Source organism: Roseiterribacter gracilis (assembly GCA_018332375.1).
Lineage (GTDB): Bacteria > Pseudomonadota > Alphaproteobacteria > BOG-932 > Roseiterribacteraceae > Roseiterribacter > Roseiterribacter gracilis.
In genome coordinates this window covers 2546497-2562244 of the sequence record BOPV01000001.1, presented here as the reverse complement: position 1 = coordinate 2562244, position 15748 = coordinate 2546497, and the positions used below count along the sequence as shown (strand labels likewise).

The following is a 15748-nucleotide window of genomic DNA, read 5'->3' as shown; positions in this document are numbered from 1 at the left end:
GAACTTCCTTGCCGACCATCTGGACTACGTCGTCATCGGCGCCGCGGTCCTGTTCTTCCTGTTCCAGACCGAAGTCGCGGGCCGCTCGCACTAATCCAGATCGTTTTCGCCACGCGAAACACGATCCAGCCCGCGCGGAGCGCGGGCGCAAGCGGCATCAATTCAGCGCGACGATTGCCCCGTTCAGGGTGATCGCGAACGTGACCCAGGCCAGGTAAGGCAGCAGCAGCGCGCCCGCGCGCGTGTCGATGCGCCAGAATTTCGCGACCGTGGTCGCGATCAGTAGCCACAGAACCAGCATCTCGGCCAACGCCCAGACAGCTGCATGGCCGCGAAAGAAGATCCAGCTCCACGCCAAGTTGAACACGAGCTGCGCTGCCCACCAGTGTAGGGCTTTGCGTTCACCGCGTTTCCAGATCAGCCAGCCCGCAAGCGCGATCGTCGCGTAGAGCAGATTCCACGCAACCGGGAACACCCAGTTGGGCGGATTGAAGCTCGCCTTCTGCAGGCCCGCATACCAACTGCCGGGACCGACTTCGGTCGCCAACCCGCCCAGCGCCGCGACGGCGTAGGTGACGACGAAGAAGACAAGCAGCGCGCCAATCGCGCGTCCGCGATCAGTAGAGATAATCGCCTCGTGCCTGCGCGTCGCCGGGCGCCACGCTCATCAGCGCGCCTTGCGCATTGAACAGGCAATGCCAGCCTTGCGGCGCCGTGCCCGGTCCAGCAGCAACATTAATCGTCACGGCGCGAATGCCCGGACGCGTCAGAACCGACGGCGGCGTGACGATGTTGATCGGGCGTCCGCCATACGACGACGCGCTGACTTCGGCGCGGCAAACTTCGGCTTCATGTTCGGCCCCACGGATGTTGCGTCCGACTGCATAGTGCGGCGGTTCGGCGGCGCAGCCGGATAAGGCGATCAGTGCAAGCGGGATGATCCTGCGCATCTCCAACTCCTCTAGCGTCGTCCTTCGCGCCACCAGGCACCCGCCAGCGCAACGGCAAACAAAGCGAGTGCGAGGGACGGCGGCAGCAACGGCAATTCGCGCGTGCCGGTGACTTGATAGCGGCCGTTGCGCACCAACCCGATCCAACCGCCGCCAGCGGCAGGACGGTCGGCATCGACGCGGCGCACATCGGGCACGCCCTCTTCCAACCAACGCACCGCGCCGCCGGTTGTTGCGGCGACAGGCGCGAGCTTGGTGTCGGTCGAGCGCGCATCCATCAATTCGGGCGGGTTGAGACGGCCGACCACTGCGAACGCGACTTTGTCGTCCTGGGTCAGGCGATGCACGCCGGGTTCGTTGGCGACAAAGCTGCCGCGTGCGACGCCGTCGCCTGGCGTCGTGGTCAGCGGCACGTCGAAAATATGCCCGCCCGGTTCGGTGACATGCACGGGACTGTCGACGCGTTGCAGGCTTTGCCGTTCGACCGTGACGCGCGCGCCGTCGACTTTGGCGCGCAGCTCGTCTTCTTCCAGCTCGGGTTCTTTCATCAGCCAATGCGCCAGACGGCGCAGCAGCTCGGCTTGCGGACCGCCGCCTTCATAGCCGCGCGACCACAGCCAGATTTGATCCGACGCAAGCTGCGCCACGCGCCCGTCGCCGACACGGTCGAGCAGCAACAGCGGACGTTGCTGTGCGCCCTGCATCACGACCTGGCCGCGTTGGGGCGAGATATCGACCTGGCGCAGCCAGCTGCCCCAGCTTGGCGTTTCACCGACGTCGCCCGCTCCCGGCAATGCAGCGGTAACCGGATGACGGCGGCCCAGCTCGGTGATGCTGGGACGGAACGCGCCCATCACCGGACCCGATCGTGTCGGCGCGCCCGGCAACACGCTGCGCAGCGCGGTGCGATAGAGCGACAGCGGCGTCGAGAAGCCCGGACCGCTCGCTTCCAGAATCGCGCCGCCGCGTTCGACGTACTGCGCCAGGTTTTCGTAATAGGCCGGCGGCAGAATCCCACGCTGTTCGTAGCGGTCGAAGATGACGAGATCGAACTCGTTCAGCTTCACTTCGAACAGTTCTTTGATCGGGAAGGCGATCAGCGACAACTCGCGGATCGGCGTGCCGTCCTGCTTGTCCGGCGGACGCAGAATCGTGAAGTGAACCAGATCGACCGACGGGTCGCTCTTCAACAGGTTGCGCCAGGTGCGCTCGCCATTGTGCGGCTCGCCCGAAATCAGCAGCACGCGCAACCGTTCGCGCACGCCGGTGACGACGATGGCGGCGCGGTTGTTGGCCAAGGTGATTTCACCGCCCGGTGCGGCTTCGACTTCGATTTCGAAGACGTTGGGACCGCCATGCACGATGGGCAGGTTGACGTTGCGATCGATGCCAATCGGCAGATCGAACGTCGCGCTGTCGGTACCGTCGCGCGTGATGCGCACCGTGGCGCGCGTCGCGCCGATGCCGGCCGAGTCCTCGACCTTCAACGTCGTCTGCGCCGTCTTGCCGACGATGCCGTAGGTCGGCGCGCGCTGCACAGCCAGGCGGCGATCGCGCTCGTCCTGCTTGCCCGAAATCAAGCCATGCACTGGACCCAGCCCGTCGGGCTTGGCCGGCACGTCGTGCACTTGTCCGTCGGTCAGCAGAATCGCACCTGCGCGGCGATCACGCGGCACATCGCCATACGCAGTCTCCAACGCGCCGAATAGACGCGTCTCGTCCATCGGCTTGCCGTCATCGCCGACCGTGACGACGCGCGTTTCGAGATCCGCGAAGGTAGCGAGCTTCTGGCGCAACGTGTCGAGCGCGCTGCGCGCTTGCGGCAAGCGATCGCCCATACGCTGGCTCGGCGACGCGTCGAGCACGACGACCGCGACGTCTTTGACTGGCTCGCGCTTTTCTTCGACCAGCGACGGTCCGGACAGCGCCAGCGCAAACAAGGTCACGCCCAGCGCGCGCAGGAACGCACCGGCGGCACCGCGCAACGCACCGAACAGAACGACGGCAAGACCGATCGCGGTCAGCGGTGCGATCAGCCACCACGAAACCAGCGGGTCGAAGGCAATGCGGGCGACGTCCATGTTATTGGCCCAGCCGCTGCAGAATGAACGGCACGTGCACCTGATCGGCTTTGTAGTTGCCGGTCAGCGCGTACATGACGAGATTGACGCCAAAGCGCGATGCTTGTTCGCGCTGGCGTCCGCCGCCGGGCGAGACGGCAAACATCGGACGGCCCGCTTCGTCTTCGGCCCAGGCCGCAGCCCAGTCGGCGCCACCAAGGACGACTGAAGAAACGCCGTCGGTTTTGTCGTTGGCGCTGCCATCGACCCACAGTGGTCCGCTTTCGTATCGGCCGGGAAATCCGTTCAGCAGGTAAAAGCTTTTGCTCAGCACGTGATCGGGCGGCGCCTGCACCAGCGGCGGAATGTCGACGCCTTGCAGCGCGGCGCGCAACGCCGGCGACGGCGACGCGGCGCCGTCGCGCGTGTCGATCAACAACAGACCGCCGCCGCGCAGAAATCCGTTTACGCGCTGGCGCGCGGCTTCGGATAGCGGCTTCTGTCCCGCCGTCGACGGCCAATACAAGATCGGATGAAACGCCAGCTCGTCGCGTTCGAGATCGATACCGACTGCGTCGGCTTCGTCGATCGCGGTTCGTTGCATCAAGGTACGCGCCAGCGCCGACAGTCCCGCTTTCGACGTGCGATCGACGGTGGGATCGCCGGTGCGCACCCAGGCCAGCACGGTTTTCGACGCAAGCTCGGCGGCCGGCTTTTCCTGTGCGTGGGCGCTGAACGCAAACAACAGCGCGAGCGCTGCCACGGCGCTGCGCGGACGGCGCAAGGTCAGCAGCCCGCCCAGCACCAGCGCGACCAGCGCGTCGATCACCAGCAAGCCGAGCGCGGTGCTGAAGAACGCGCCAGCCAGACGCGTCTCGCCGGTCGTCTCATAGCCGGCGCGCGTCACGCCGACAGTTTCCAATGGCGCGGGTGCCGGTTCGTTGCTGCCGAGATTGAGCGCGCGCGTTTGTTCTTCCGGCCCGTACAGGCCCGGCGGATGGCGCGGCTCGGCGCGTGCGAGCGCGACGGCGCTTGCCGAGATCGGTACCGCTGCTGCGTCGGGTTCGACCAAGCGCGCGAACGCATCCAGCGCGCGGCGCGGCGCCAGCAACTGCGTGCCCGGCGACGCAGCGACGCCCGCCGACACCGCAACGATCCGGCGCAACAAATCGACATAGAGTCCCGACAGCGCCAGGTTCGACCATTCCGGTCCCGCGCTCGTATGGACCAGTACGACGCGACCGTTGCCGCGACTTGCCGCCGTGACCAGCGGCGTACCGTCGGCGAGACGGGCCCAGCTTTTCTCCGCCAGATCGACCGCGGGTTCGGCCAGCACCTGGCGCGAAATCGCAACGTCGCCCGGAATCGACAGGCCCGCGAAGGGCGAGGTTTCGGGGAAGGGGGCGAGCTTCATCGGCTCGCTCCACGACAGGCTGCCGCCCAGCGCGCGATCGCCGGCGCGCAACCGCACCGGCAACAACGCGTCGCCACCTTGTGCGAGCTTCGGTCCGGCAAAGCGCAGCAGCAATCCGCCTTGTTCGACCCAACGCGTCAGCGTGGTCAGTTCGTTGCCGTCCAGCGCGCCGCTGTCGGGCAGCACCAGCACCGCAAGCTCGCGTTGCACCAACTCGCCGAGATCGCCGACGCGCACTTCGGCGAACGGTGCCAGCGCGCGTTCGAGATAATAGACGTCGGACAGAAGACGCTGCTCGCTCGACGCGCCGCGCACGATGCCGACCGGACGGCGGCGCCATTGTTCGTCGAGCAGCACGGTCGCGCCGGCGCTGTTTTCGCCTTCGACTTCCAGCCGCGCGGTTTCGTTGCGGCGTTCGATCGGCATGTCGAAGGTCGCAACCGCTTCGCGCGCGCCGTTTTCAAATTTTGTCGTGGCGCGGCCGAGAATGCGGCCGTCAGCCGCAAGCGCGCGCACCGTCACCGGCGTCTCGCCATCGCTGCTCGCGCGCAGCACATGCGCCGCCAGCTTGGCATCGCCGATCGGCGGCGGACGCAACAGACGCGACGCGTTGCGCATGTCGGGGACGCGCACGATGGCGCTGCGTTTGGCCAGTTGTTCCGACAAGGCGTCGCTGCCGTCGCTGGTGAGTCCGTCGGACAGCCAGACCGCGCCGCCGATGTCACGCGCAGTCTCAAGCGCCTTGGCGGCAGTGGCGCGATCGACCGCCCATGGTTTCGGCGCCATCGCGTCGACGCGTGCGCGTGCTTCGCCGGCCGGCAGCGGTCCCGCGACGCGTGGCGCTGCACCGTCGTTGCCCGGCGCGGTGGTCAGCAGAATTACCGGGCGACCGGCGCGCGACGCGCTGTCGATTGCGTCACCGGCCGCTTGTTTGATCGCGTCCCAGGTGTGCGCGCTGGCCCAGCCGTCATCGACCACCAGCAGCAACGGACCGTTGCCCGGTGCAGGCGGCGTCGGATTCAACACCGGCCCGGCCAAAGCGACGATCGCCAGCGCTGCAATCGCAAGCCGCAGCAGCAACAACCACCACGGCGTGCGTACCGGCGTTTCTTCGCGCTTCGGAATCAGACGCAGCAGGCGCAGCGCAGGAAAGTCGACGCGGCGTGGCGCCGGCGGCGTCGCGCGCAGCAACCACCACAATAGCGGCAGGCTGAGCAGCGCGGCGAGAACCCAAGGTGTTGCGAAACCGATCACGCCCGCTCTCCGCGCATTGCGGCGTGCAGCGCCAGCAACGCGTCCTGCGGCGGCTTGTCGGTCGTATGGCGCACGATGGCAAACCCGGCCGCGCGCGCGGTGCGCTCCAATGCCTGCGTCTGCGCAACGAACGCGTCTTGATATGCGTCACGCACGGCGCCGACGCGCGGCACCAATTCGTCGCCTTCGCCTTCCAGCCCGTGAAAGCGCACGCGGCCTTCCCACGGCAGCGATACTTCAGCGGGATCGAGCAACTGCACGATGGCGCCGCCGATTCCGCGCGCCGCCTGCACTTGCAGCGACGCAGCGAGATCGTCCAATGGATCGAGGAAATCGCCGATCAACACCAAGGACGAATGGCGCGGCAGCGGATGCGACGGCATCGCGGCGCTGTCCGTCAGCAACGACCGGCCGAGACGTTCCAGCGCGCCGCGTCCGCCGACTGCCGACGAACCTGGCAGCGCAACCCGCTCGCCGCCTTTGAGCAGCAACGCAGCCAGCGCGAGCGACAACAACTCGGCGCGCATGCGTTTGGTCGGGCGGCTCGACTCTGCAGTCCATGCCATCGACTCGCTGGGGTCGCGCCACAGATAGACGGTCTGCGCTGCTTCCCATTCGGTTTCGCGCACATAGACGCGATCCGACTTGGCGGATTGCCGCCAATCGATGCGCGCATCGCCGGCCGTGTAAGGACGGAACTGCCAGAAACTTTCGCCGGTGCCGACACGCCGCCGCCCGTGCACGCCTTGGCGGACGGTTTCAGCAACGCGTTCGGCTTCGACCAGCAGCGGCGGCAGACGCGCCGCGAGGGCTTCAGCCCGCGATGTGCGCCCGGCGAGCGTCAAGCTCGCCTCTTCACATCTAGGACTGGGAGACTCACGAAAGCGGTGCCTTCAACGAGTCGATGACCGAATCGAGCGTGACGCCATCAGCGCGCGCCGCGAAGGACAGTGCCATGCGATGGCGCAACACCGGATGCGCCAGCGCCAGAACGTCGTCGACCGACGGTGCAAGACGACCGTCGATCAGCGCGCGTGCGCGTGCAGCCAGCGCCAGTGCCTGCGACGCGCGCGGGCCCGGGCCCCAGGCAACGTTGCGTTGCACCGACGACGGCGCGTCGGCGGCAGGGCGTCCGGCGCGCACCAGTTTCAGGATCGCATCGACGACGCGCTCGCTGAGCGGCAGGCTGCGCACCAGACGCTGCGCTTCGAGCAGTTCGTGCGGTTCCATCGCGCGCGTCGGCTTGGCTTCGTTGAGACCGGTCGTCGCGATCAACATGCGACGTTCGGCATCTTCGTCGGGATAGGCGATGTCGATCTGCAGCAGGAAGCGATCGAGCTGCGCTTCAGGCAGCGGGTAGGTGCCTTCTTGTTCGATCGGGTTTTGCGTTGCCAGAACGTGGAACGGTTCGGGCAGCGGACGCGAACGACCGGCAACCGCGACTTGCCGTTCCTGCATCGCCTGCAGCAATGCCGATTGCGTGCGTGGGGATGCGCGGTTGATTTCGTCGGCCATCAGCAGCTGGGTGAAGACCGGACCCGGAATGAAGCGGAAGGCGCGCGCACCGTCGGCGCCTTCTTCGAGCACTTCCGAACCCAAAATGTCGGCGGGCATCAGATCGGGCGTGCATTGTACGCGGCGCGAGTCGAGGCCGAACACGACGCCCAGCGTTTCGACCAACCGCGTCTTGGCGAGACCCGGCACGCCGATCAGCAACAAATGGCCGCCGGCCAGCAGACCGGTCAGCGCCTGTTCGACGACATGCTCCTGGCCGAAAATGACGCGACCAATCGATTCACGCGCTGCGCGCAATCGCGCGCCGGTACGTTCAATATCGGCTTCCAGGCGGGCGCCGCTTTGGGGCGTATCGACCATGGTCATGTAGGTGCCTCGGTAGGTACAAACGAAGCGCGCGGCTTCGAGGAGAAATCAACGTGCAATCTAGCCCGCTCTTTACGGCAGACGACAAGCGGCCGGACGAGAATTATCCCATTCGGATCGCACGTGACGGCACCTGGTTCCATGAAGGCGCGCCGATCGGCCGCATCGCGTTGGCGCGTTTGTTCGCAACCGTCCTCAAACGTGACGAAGTTGGACAATATTGGCTGGTAACTCCGGCCGAGCGCGGTCGTATCCAGGTCGAAGACGCGCCTTTCATCGCAGTCGCGGTGCGACAGGAGGGCGGTGCCCTTATTTTCCGCACTAATCTCGATGATGAGACGGTCGCTGGCCCCGACCGTCCGATCCGCGTCGTCACCGATCCCGCCACCGGCGAGCCGTCGCCCTACGTGCTGGTGCGCGACCGTCTGGAGGCGCGCATCAATCGCGCAACTTTCTACGAGCTGGCGAGCCTTGCGGTTGAGCATGTGATCGACGGTCGCGTACGCTCTGGCATATGGAGCCAGGGCGCATTCTTCCCGCTGGATCCGGACTCAACGTCCGATCTTTGAGCGAAGCCGAGATCCGCGCCGCATTTGCGCGCGCGACGCCCAGTGGCGTGCGCGGTGTTGTGCAGGAATCGGTGCATGAACGGGGCGACCACGATCTCAATCCCGGCCTGACCTTGCCACGAACCTTGCGCGACGCAGCCGTGCTGGTGCCGATCGTCACGCGCGATGACGCGCCGACCTTGCTGTTTACGCTGCGTAACGCGTCGCTGGCGGCGCATGCAGGACAGATCAGTTTTCCCGGCGGCCGCATCGAACCTGGCGACGATAGCGCGACCGCAGCGGCGCTGCGCGAATCCCAAGAAGAAATCGGACTCGACGCACAGCATGTCGAACCGTTCGGCCGTCTCGACCGCTATGTCACGCGCACCGGCTTTGCGGTGACGCCGATTGTCGCCTTTGTGCGTCCGCCGTTCGAACTGAAGCTCGATCCCGGCGAAGTCGAAGACGCGTTCGAAGTGCCGCTGGCGTGGATTCTCGATCCCTCGAGCCAGCAAGTGCACGGCGCCGAATATCAAGGCGTGACACGGCATTTCTACGTATACCCGTACGGCGAGCGACGCATCTGGGGCGCGACTGCCGGCATGTTGGCCAATCTCGTGGAAGTGCTGACGACATGAAGGAAGACGTGCCCGAATTGGCGGCGCGTGCGGGCGCCGTGCTGGACGCGTTTGGCGCGACACCGATCCGGTTCGTCGGCGGCTGCGTGCGCGATGCGCTGCTCGAACGCGAGCCGACCGATCTCGATCTTGCGACGCCAGCGACGCCGCAGGATGTGATGCGCATTCTGGGCGAAGCGAAGATCCGCGCCATTCCGACCGGCGTCGAACATGGCACCATCACCGCCATCGTCGACGGGCGTCCGTTCGAGATCACCACCCTGCGTCGCGACGTTGAAACCGACGGACGGCATGCCGTCGTCGCCTTTACCGACGACTGGCGCGAAGACGCGGCGCGGCGCGACTTCACCATCAACGCGCTGTCGGCCGATCGGTCGGGCTTCGTCTACGACTATTTCGGCGGTCTCGAAGACCTGACGCACCGCCGCGTGCGGTTTGTCGGCTATGCCGACGAACGGATCCAGGAAGACTACTTGCGAATCCTGCGTTTCTACCGGTTTTCGGCCTGGTACGCGGCGAGTTTCGACACCGAAGGCCGCGCCGCCTGCGCCGCCAATGTCGACGGGCTGGCGCGGCTGTCGGGCGAACGCGTGCGCTCGGAATTGTGGAAGCTGCTGGCTGCACCGCGCGCGGCCGAAGCCTGGCGCGCAATGCGCGTCGACGGCGTCGTCGCTGGTCTTGTTCCGCAAGCAACCGACGTTGCGTGCCTGGAACGGGTCGTCGCAACCGGCGAAGGCGATCACGTCACGCGCTTTGCTGCCTTGCTGCCGATGATGGAGGCAGCGCCGCTCGACGAGATCGAAGACCGGCTGCGCCTGTCGCGCGCCGAACGCACGCGGCTCAACGGCGCGCGCTTTGATGGGCTTGCGGCGCGGCGTGCGCTGGTGGCGCAGAATCAATTTGCGCGCGCTTTGTACGGCACGCCGTTGCTGCCGCTGGTCGACGCGGTGTTGATCGATTCCGGCATACGCGCCGACCGCGCCGCCGAATTTGCGCGCTTTGCCAGCAACTGGACCTCGCCGCGCTTCCCGCTCAGCGGCAACGATTTCCAGAATGTCGGCATCAAGCCGGGGCCCGAGCTCGGGGCGTTGCTGCGCGAGCTCGAATCCTGGTGGGTCGAACGCGATTTCGCGCCGTCGCGCACCGATCTGCTCGATCGGCTGGCGAAGATTGTTCAAGCCGGCGGCGCTCTGCGCGCGTAGGACGTCGCGCGACCCTGCTTTTCGGGCAATAAAGCTGCAGATACGGCGTGCCGCCGTATCTCGGTTTGTTTTCCACGCCGTCCTATGCCAAACCGCAGCCTTATGGACGAGCTGATTGAAGGTTACCGCCGCTTCCGCGCCCAGAACTGGGACCGGCAGCGCTCGTTGTTCCGCAATCTGGCCGCGCGCGGACAGCGCCCGCATACGATGGTCATTGCGTGTTCGGATTCGCGCGTCGATCCCGCCATTCTGTTCGACGCTGCGCCAGGCGAAATCTTCTCGGTGCGCAACGTCGCCAACCTGGTGCCGCCCTACGGCCCCGACAGCCAGTATCACGGCACGTCGGCGGCGCTGGAATTTGCCGTCACGGTGCTTGGCGTCGACAATATCGTCGTGCTGGGCCACGCCCAGTGCGGCGGCGTGCACGCGCTGCTGCACGAGGAAGAGACACGCCGGAATTTCGATTTCGTGGGATTGTGGATGCGGCTGGCCGTGCCGGCGCGCGAACGCGCCATCGCCGCGGGCGGCGACGAGGCTGCCATCCAGCGCCGCTGTGAACAGGAAACGGTGAAGGAGTCGCTGATGAACCTACGCACCTTCCCGTGGATCGCCGAACGCGTCGCCGATGGGCGCCTAACCTTGTACGGCGCCTTCTTCGGCATCGAAGAAGGGCAACTGTTCCGCCTCGACGCCAAAGGCGACTTCGTCGCGGTGGCGTCATGATCAAGCGGGCGTTGGTTGTCGCCGCGCTGCTCGCGATGCCGAGTCTGGCCCGGGCCGAAGTCGACAAGCCGGTCGTCGTGCCGATGATGACGCCGCCCAATCTCGTCATCTGCATCGAAGAAAAAGACCTACGCGAAGCGCTGCGTCTGGCGCGGATGAATCAGCTCGGCCGCGCGACCATGCCGAAACAATGCGGCTGGGTCGAAGCGGGGCTGCGCGCGATCGAACTTGGCGGCGACGAAGTCGTGCGCAAGCTGCGTATCTGGAAAGAAGGCAGCAACAGCGTCGTCGTCTGGGGCTCGATCATCCCGAAAGGGCAGTGACCCCTAAGCCTGCTTCGCGACGCTGAGCGCGTGGTCGATGCGGGTCGCCAGCTCGCTCAGCCGGTACGGTTTCTTCAGCACATCTTGGTCGGCGAGGTCGCTGCCGAATTGCGCCAGGTCGGCATAACCGCTGACGAACAGCACGCGCAGATGCGGCCGCATCAAGCGCGCGCGGCGCGCCGTTTCGACGCCGTTGATCTCGGGCATGGCGACGTCGGTCAGCAACAGCTCGATCCCCTGTTCGCGCTGCAGCAGGTTGAGCGCGGTCAGCCCGTCCGCCGCCGCGATGACGCGATAGCCCAATTGCTGCAGCAGTTCGACGATGGTGACGCGAACGTCTTCGTCGTCATCGACCACCAAAATGCGCGCACCCGGCCGTTGCGGCACAATATCGGCGCGCAACGGTGTGACCGTGGCGGTTTGGGTTGCGGCGCGCGGCAGTACGATTCGCACCGTCGTGCCCGCACCGGGCGTGCTTTCGATCGCGACCGAACCGTCGGACTGTTTGGCGAAGCCATAGACCTGACTTAGGCCCAGGCCCGATCCTTTGCCGGTTTCCTTGGTCGTAAAGAATGGTTCGAAGACGCGCTGCAGGATTTCCTTTTCCATGCCAACGCCGTCATCGCGGATCGCGATCGTCACCCAATGCCCTTCGGCAAGATCGGCTGTGCTGCCGTCGAACGCCGCGGTTTCGATCCGCAGCGTGCCGCCGCCCGGCATCGCATCGCGCGCGTTGATCGCCAGATTCAAGATCGCCAGTTCGAGCTGCGTCGCGTCGGCCATCGCGGGCGCGCCGCCGGCGCCAAGCACGGTCTCGATGCGGACCGACGGGCCCAAGGTGCGCGCCAACAGATCGACATGGTTGGCAAGCAGCCGATCGACATCGACCGGCATCGGCGTCAGACGCTGTTTGCGCGAGAAAGCGAGTAGCTGACTGGTCAGTTTGGCGCCGCGTTCGGCGGCGCGCAGCGATTGTTCGACCATGCGCCGCAGCGGCGATTCCTGCAGGCGCGCTTCGAGCAGGTCGAGATTGCCGATCACGGCCGTCAGCAGATTGTTGAAGTCGTGCGCGACGCCGCCGGTCAATTGCCCGATCGCTTCCATCTTCTGCGCGTGCGCCAGCGCCGCTTCGGTCCGTTCGCGCTCGGCGATTTCAGCCGTCAGCCGGTCGTTGGCGTCAGCCAGTTCGCGGGTTCGTTCGGCGACGCGCTGTTCCAAGGTCTGCGCCAGTTCGCGCGCCTCGGCTTCGGCCCGTTCGCGCGCCGCGAATTGGGCCGCGGCTTGCAGTTGCCGGCTGCGTGCACGCAGCGCCTGTTTTGCGGCGCTGAGCAAGGTGACCACGTGCAGCGGCCGTTCCAGCAAGGTGACGTTGCCCAACATCGCCGCGTAGTTGCCGGTCAGGTCCGGCGTGTTGGCGGCGCCGCGATGGGTCAACAGCACGAAGGGAAAATCCGACCAGGCCGGCTGTTGTGCGATCCAACGGCTGAGCGGGCGCGGATCACCGCGCCGCAACGCCTCGATCGCAATGATGGCGGCGCCGGCACCCGAATCGAGCTGCGCCACCAGCGCATCGATGTCGCTGGTTACGTCGGCTTCGATGCCGGCGCCTTGGAGCATGCCGGCCAGCACCGGCGCGTCGCGTCCGACCGGCGCCAGGATCAGGACGCGCCCGGGATCTGTGTTGCTATCTGTCATCGAATCCGGTTTTCAGCAGCTGGGCGTTTTCGCCGAGAAACTCAGGAACGCCGGTCAAGACGCCCTGGAATTCGTCGAGCGGCGCGCCGACACGAATGCCCTGGCTGCTGATGTTCAGCTCACGAATCGTGGCTTCGTGCGCGCCGGTCCGTTTCTTCAACACCGACAGCGCACGGCGGATCCGTCCGCCAGCCTCGAAATAACGCAGCAACAACACCGTATCGCTGACATAGGTCAGATCGACCGAGGTCTGCATCGGTCCGACCAAGCCGTGCTGTGCCAGCACCATGATCGTGACCACACCCTGCTGGTTTAAGTACGTCAGCAGCTCGTGCATCTGCAGCAGCAGATGTTGCTCATTCAGCATCGCATGCTGATAGCCGCTCAATGAGTCGAGCAGCACGGCGCGGACGCCGTCCTTGTCGACCGCATCGCGCACCATGCCGCTAAGCTCGCCCGGCGACAGTTCGGCTGGATCGACCTGCGCGATGCGCAGCATGCCGTTGCGATGGAACTTGTCGGTGTCGAAACCGAGACCCTTGGTACGCCGCAGGAAGATGCGTTGGGTTTCGTCGAACGCGACGATTAGTGTTTTCTCGCCGCGCTCCATTGCGGCGTAGAGATATTGTAGCGCGACCGTCGACTTGCCCGCACCCGACGGGCCGAGGATCAACGTCGACGTGCCGCGGTCGAGACCGCCGCCCAAAATCGCGTCCAGCTCGCCGACGCCGCTTTCGATGGTTCCGTCGGAATAGTCGCGATGATGTTCGGCCGCGATCAGGCGCGGAAAAATATCCAGTCCGCCGCGACGGATGACATAGTCGTGATAGCCGCCACGGAAGCGGCGCGCGCGCATCTTGAAGACGCGGATGCGGCGGCGCTCGGCGCCGTAGTCGATGGCCAGCTGTTCGAGACGGATGACACCATGCACCAGACTGTGCAGATCGACGTCGTTCTCGCTGCTGGTCAGATCGTCGAGAAACAGCACCGTGGCGCCGTGCTGCGCGAAGAAATGCTTCAGCGCCAGCACCTGCCGGCGATAGCGCATCGCGCCCTGTGCCAGCAGGCGAATTTCCGACAGGCTGTCGAACACGATGCGGGTCGGTCGCGTGCGCGCGACTTCGTCGAGCACCATGCGCACGGTTTCGCCAAGTTCGAGGTCGGATGCGTAGAGCACGCTTTGCGCTTGGTTCGGATCGAGGCTCAGCTCGGGCGGGATCAGTTCGAAGATCTCGATCCCGTCGAGCGTCCAACCATGCGTGCCGGCGACTTGCAGCAGCTCGTCGCGCGTTTCCGACAGGGTGATGTAGAGGCCGCGTTCGCCGTTGCGGACGCCCGCCAACAGAAACTGCAAAGCCAGGGTCGTCTTGCCGGTGCCAGGTGAGCCTTCGATCAGATGCACGCGATTGGGTGCGTAGCCACCGGCGAGGATCGAATCCAAACCGTCCGATCCGGTCGGAACCGATTTCATTGTCTGCACTGCGGTGTCCATCCATCTCCTCGCGCGTCGTGTCCTGCGCGCGAAAAACGATCACACCGGCATCATGGCCAGGCGACAGCGGGCGGCAGCGACATCAAAATAGCTTCAACGTTGCCACCCGTCTTCAATCCAAACGTCGTTCCACGATCGTAGAGTAAGTTGAACTCCACATAGCGGCCACGGCGAATGAGCTGATGTAGTCGATCTTCATCCGTCCACGGCCGCGCCATGCGCTCGCGCACGATCTGCGGATAAACGGCCAGGAATGCGCGCCCGACATCCTGCGTAAAAGCGAAATCCTGCTCCCACGCACCGGTATTCACGCGGTCGTAAAAAATCCCGCCGGCACCGCGGGGTTCGTCGCGATGCGGCAGAAAGAAATACTCGTCGCACCATTGTTTGAAGCGTGGGTAGTAGGTCGCGTCGTGCTTGTTGCACGCGGCTTCGAACGCAGCGTGGAAATCGCGCGCTGCGTCTTCGTCAGGAAACATCGGCGTCAAGTCGCCGCCACCGCCGAACCAACCTTCGCTGGTGACGATCATGCGCGTGTTCATATGCGCAGCCGGCACGTGCGGGTTCTGCATATGCGCGACCAGCGAGATGCCGCTGGCCCAGAATTGTCCGGTCTCGCCCGCGCCCGGAATCTGGGCGCGAAATTCGGGCGAGAAGGTGCCCGACACGGTCGAGACATTGACGCCGACTTTTTCGAACACGCGACCGCGCATCACCGACATGACGCCACCGCCGCCATCGGTGCCGCTGACGTCGGGGCGGTTCCACGACGTGCGTTCGAAGCGGCCGGCTGGCGTGCCGGTGTCGAATTCATCCTCGATCGCTTCGAACGTGGCGCACAGCTGATCGCGCAGCGTTTCGAACCAGGCTTTCGCCTGTGTCTTCTGTTCGTCGCTGAACTTCGTCGCTTCGCTCAAGGCAATCCTCCGGTCTGGCGCAGCGCTTCGGCGAGTACGATGGCGCCGGCTTGCGCGACGTTCAGCGAGCGCACGTCGGGGCGCAGCCGGATCACGACCGACGCGTCGACCTGGGCGTGCACCTCGTCGGGGACGCCGGCGCTTTCGCGTCCCAGCAGCAACGTGTCGCTGGGCGCGAAGGCGAAGTCGACATGCCGCGTCGTCGCGCGGGTGGTCAGCAGCACCAGCCGGCCCGCCTCCTTGCGGGCCGCCAGAAACGCGTCCCAGGAGACATGTCGGTGCAAGGTCAGGTGCTGGCGGTAGTCCATCGCGCTGCGGCCCATGCGCCGATCGTCGATCACGAAGCCGCACGGCTCGATCAAATCGAGCTCGACGCCGAAGCAGGCGGCGAGGCGCATCAAGGCGCCGGCGTTCTGCGGAATGTCGGGTTGGTAGAGGGCGAGGCGCACGTCGAGGGGGTCGCTTTCCGGGCCGGATCAGGTTTCGCGACACTATGTCCGGCACCCGCCGCTAGCACCTCGAAGGAGCCAAGCTTTGCAAGCGCATGGCCGGCCTGTATATCGGCCCCTCGGCGGGGCAGAAAAGCCCATTCGCGGGCCCGGTCCTTGCCCTGCCTCTCAGTAGAATCCGAACGCTGATGTACGGGCTCCG

The 15748-nt window shown here is 65.7% G+C and carries 15 protein-coding genes; 5 read left to right on the top strand and 10 right to left on the bottom strand.

The features are described 5' to 3' along the window. Nucleotides 1-157: 157 nt before the first annotated feature. From TMPK1_RS12610 to TMPK1_RS12585, 6 genes are read right to left on the bottom strand one after another with little or no spacing between them, the layout of a single operon-like run. A complete protein-coding gene (locus tag TMPK1_RS12610) occupies nt 158-595 on the bottom strand; it encodes a TspO/MBR family protein (protein WP_420245658.1) in 438 nt (145 codons plus the stop codon). A 22-nt stretch (nt 596-617) separates the two neighbouring features. Further along, nucleotides 618-950 carry a hypothetical protein gene (locus TMPK1_RS12605; protein WP_420243368.1) on the bottom strand — a complete coding sequence of 111 codons (333 nt, stop codon included), beginning with the start codon at nt 948-950 and terminating at the stop codon, nt 618-620. An 11-nt stretch (nt 951-961) separates the two neighbouring features. Next, nucleotides 962-3031, bottom strand: a complete 2070-nt coding sequence (locus tag TMPK1_RS12600; RefSeq protein WP_420243367.1) for a hypothetical protein — start codon at nt 3029-3031, stop codon at nt 962-964. Between the two features lies 1 nt (nt 3032). Beyond that, entirely contained in the window at nt 3033-5678 is a 2646-nt protein-coding gene (locus TMPK1_RS12595; protein ID WP_420243366.1) for a DUF4159 domain-containing protein, read from the bottom strand. Then, entirely contained in the window at nt 5675-6523 is an 849-nt protein-coding gene (locus TMPK1_RS12590) for a DUF58 domain-containing protein (protein WP_420243365.1), read from the bottom strand. The genes TMPK1_RS12595 and TMPK1_RS12590 overlap by 4 nt, the downstream gene beginning before the upstream one ends. 31 nt (nt 6524-6554) lie before the next feature. Then, nucleotides 6555-7559, bottom strand: a complete 1005-nt coding sequence (locus TMPK1_RS12585) for an AAA family ATPase (protein WP_420243364.1) — start codon at nt 7557-7559, stop codon at nt 6555-6557. 53 nt (nt 7560-7612) lie between these two features. Here TMPK1_RS12585 and TMPK1_RS12580 point away from each other — a divergent pair, with 53 nt between their 5' ends. The 5 genes from TMPK1_RS12580 to TMPK1_RS12560 all read left to right on the top strand — a co-directional run bounded on the left by TMPK1_RS12580 (nt 7613) and on the right by TMPK1_RS12560 (nt 10993). Beyond that, nucleotides 7613-8128, top strand: a complete 516-nt coding sequence (locus TMPK1_RS12580; RefSeq protein WP_420243363.1) for a DUF1285 domain-containing protein — start codon at nt 7613-7615, stop codon at nt 8126-8128. After that, entirely contained in the window at nt 8125-8745 is a 621-nt protein-coding gene (locus TMPK1_RS12575) for a CoA pyrophosphatase (RefSeq protein WP_420243362.1), read from the top strand. The genes TMPK1_RS12580 and TMPK1_RS12575 overlap by 4 nt, the downstream gene beginning before the upstream one ends. Continuing rightward, the gene (locus TMPK1_RS12570) at nt 8742-9947 is read left to right on the top strand and encodes a CCA tRNA nucleotidyltransferase (protein WP_420243361.1); all 1206 of its coding nucleotides are present in this window, start codon (nt 8742-8744) and stop codon (nt 9945-9947) included. The genes TMPK1_RS12575 and TMPK1_RS12570 overlap by 4 nt, the downstream gene beginning before the upstream one ends. 102 nt (nt 9948-10049) lie before the next feature. Next, on the top strand, nt 10050-10670 hold the full coding sequence (locus tag TMPK1_RS12565; protein ID WP_420243360.1) for a carbonic anhydrase: 621 nt from the start codon (nt 10050-10052) through the stop codon (nt 10668-10670). Next, the gene (locus TMPK1_RS12560) at nt 10667-10993 is read left to right on the top strand and encodes a hypothetical protein (protein WP_420243359.1); all 327 of its coding nucleotides are present in this window, start codon (nt 10667-10669) and stop codon (nt 10991-10993) included. The genes TMPK1_RS12565 and TMPK1_RS12560 overlap by 4 nt, the downstream gene beginning before the upstream one ends. A gap of 3 nt (nt 10994-10996) precedes the next feature. Here TMPK1_RS12560 and TMPK1_RS12555 read toward each other — a convergent pair whose 3' ends face one another. The 4 genes from TMPK1_RS12555 to TMPK1_RS12540 all read right to left on the bottom strand — a co-directional run bounded on the left by TMPK1_RS12555 (nt 10997) and on the right by TMPK1_RS12540 (nt 15546). Further along, entirely contained in the window at nt 10997-12688 is a 1692-nt protein-coding gene (locus TMPK1_RS12555; RefSeq protein WP_420243358.1) for an ATP-binding protein, read from the bottom strand. Continuing rightward, nucleotides 12678-14159, bottom strand: a complete 1482-nt coding sequence (locus tag TMPK1_RS12550) for an ATPase domain-containing protein (protein WP_420243357.1) — start codon at nt 14157-14159, stop codon at nt 12678-12680. Before TMPK1_RS12550 ends, TMPK1_RS12555 begins: the two co-directional genes overlap by 11 nt. Nucleotides 14160-14230: 71 nt before the next feature. Then, entirely contained in the window at nt 14231-15097 is an 867-nt protein-coding gene (hemF, locus tag TMPK1_RS12545) for an oxygen-dependent coproporphyrinogen oxidase (protein ID WP_420243356.1), read from the bottom strand. Continuing rightward, nucleotides 15094-15546, bottom strand: coding sequence for a tRNA (cytidine(34)-2'-O)-methyltransferase (locus TMPK1_RS12540; RefSeq protein ID WP_420243355.1), 453 nt, complete (start codon nt 15544-15546; stop codon nt 15094-15096). Before TMPK1_RS12540 ends, hemF begins: the two co-directional genes overlap by 4 nt. Nucleotides 15547-15748 lie beyond the last annotated feature (202 nt).

Bases quoted from the DNA above. Each gene is read 5' to 3' on its own strand.
- TMPK1_RS12605 (WP_420243368.1), bottom strand. From the start codon at position 950: ATGCGCAGGATCATCCCGCTTGCACTGATCGCCTTATCCGGCTGCGCC.
- TMPK1_RS12600 (WP_420243367.1), bottom strand. From the start codon at position 3,031: ATGGACGTCGCCCGCATTGCCTTCGACCCGCTGGTTTCGTGGTGGCTG.
- TMPK1_RS12585 (WP_420243364.1), bottom strand. From the start codon at position 7,559: ATGACCATGGTCGATACGCCCCAAAGCGGCGCCCGCCTGGAAGCCGAT.
- TMPK1_RS12570 (WP_420243361.1), top strand. From the start codon at position 8,742: ATGAAGGAAGACGTGCCCGAATTGGCGGCGCGTGCGGGCGCCGTGCTG.
- TMPK1_RS12565 (WP_420243360.1), top strand. From the start codon at position 10,050: ATGGACGAGCTGATTGAAGGTTACCGCCGCTTCCGCGCCCAGAACTGG.
- TMPK1_RS12560 (WP_420243359.1), top strand. From the start codon at position 10,667: ATGATCAAGCGGGCGTTGGTTGTCGCCGCGCTGCTCGCGATGCCGAGT.
- TMPK1_RS12555 (WP_420243358.1), bottom strand. From the start codon at position 12,688: ATGACAGATAGCAACACAGATCCCGGGCGCGTCCTGATCCTGGCGCCG.
- TMPK1_RS12550 (WP_420243357.1), bottom strand. From the start codon at position 14,159: ATGAAATCGGTTCCGACCGGATCGGACGGTTTGGATTCGATCCTCGCC.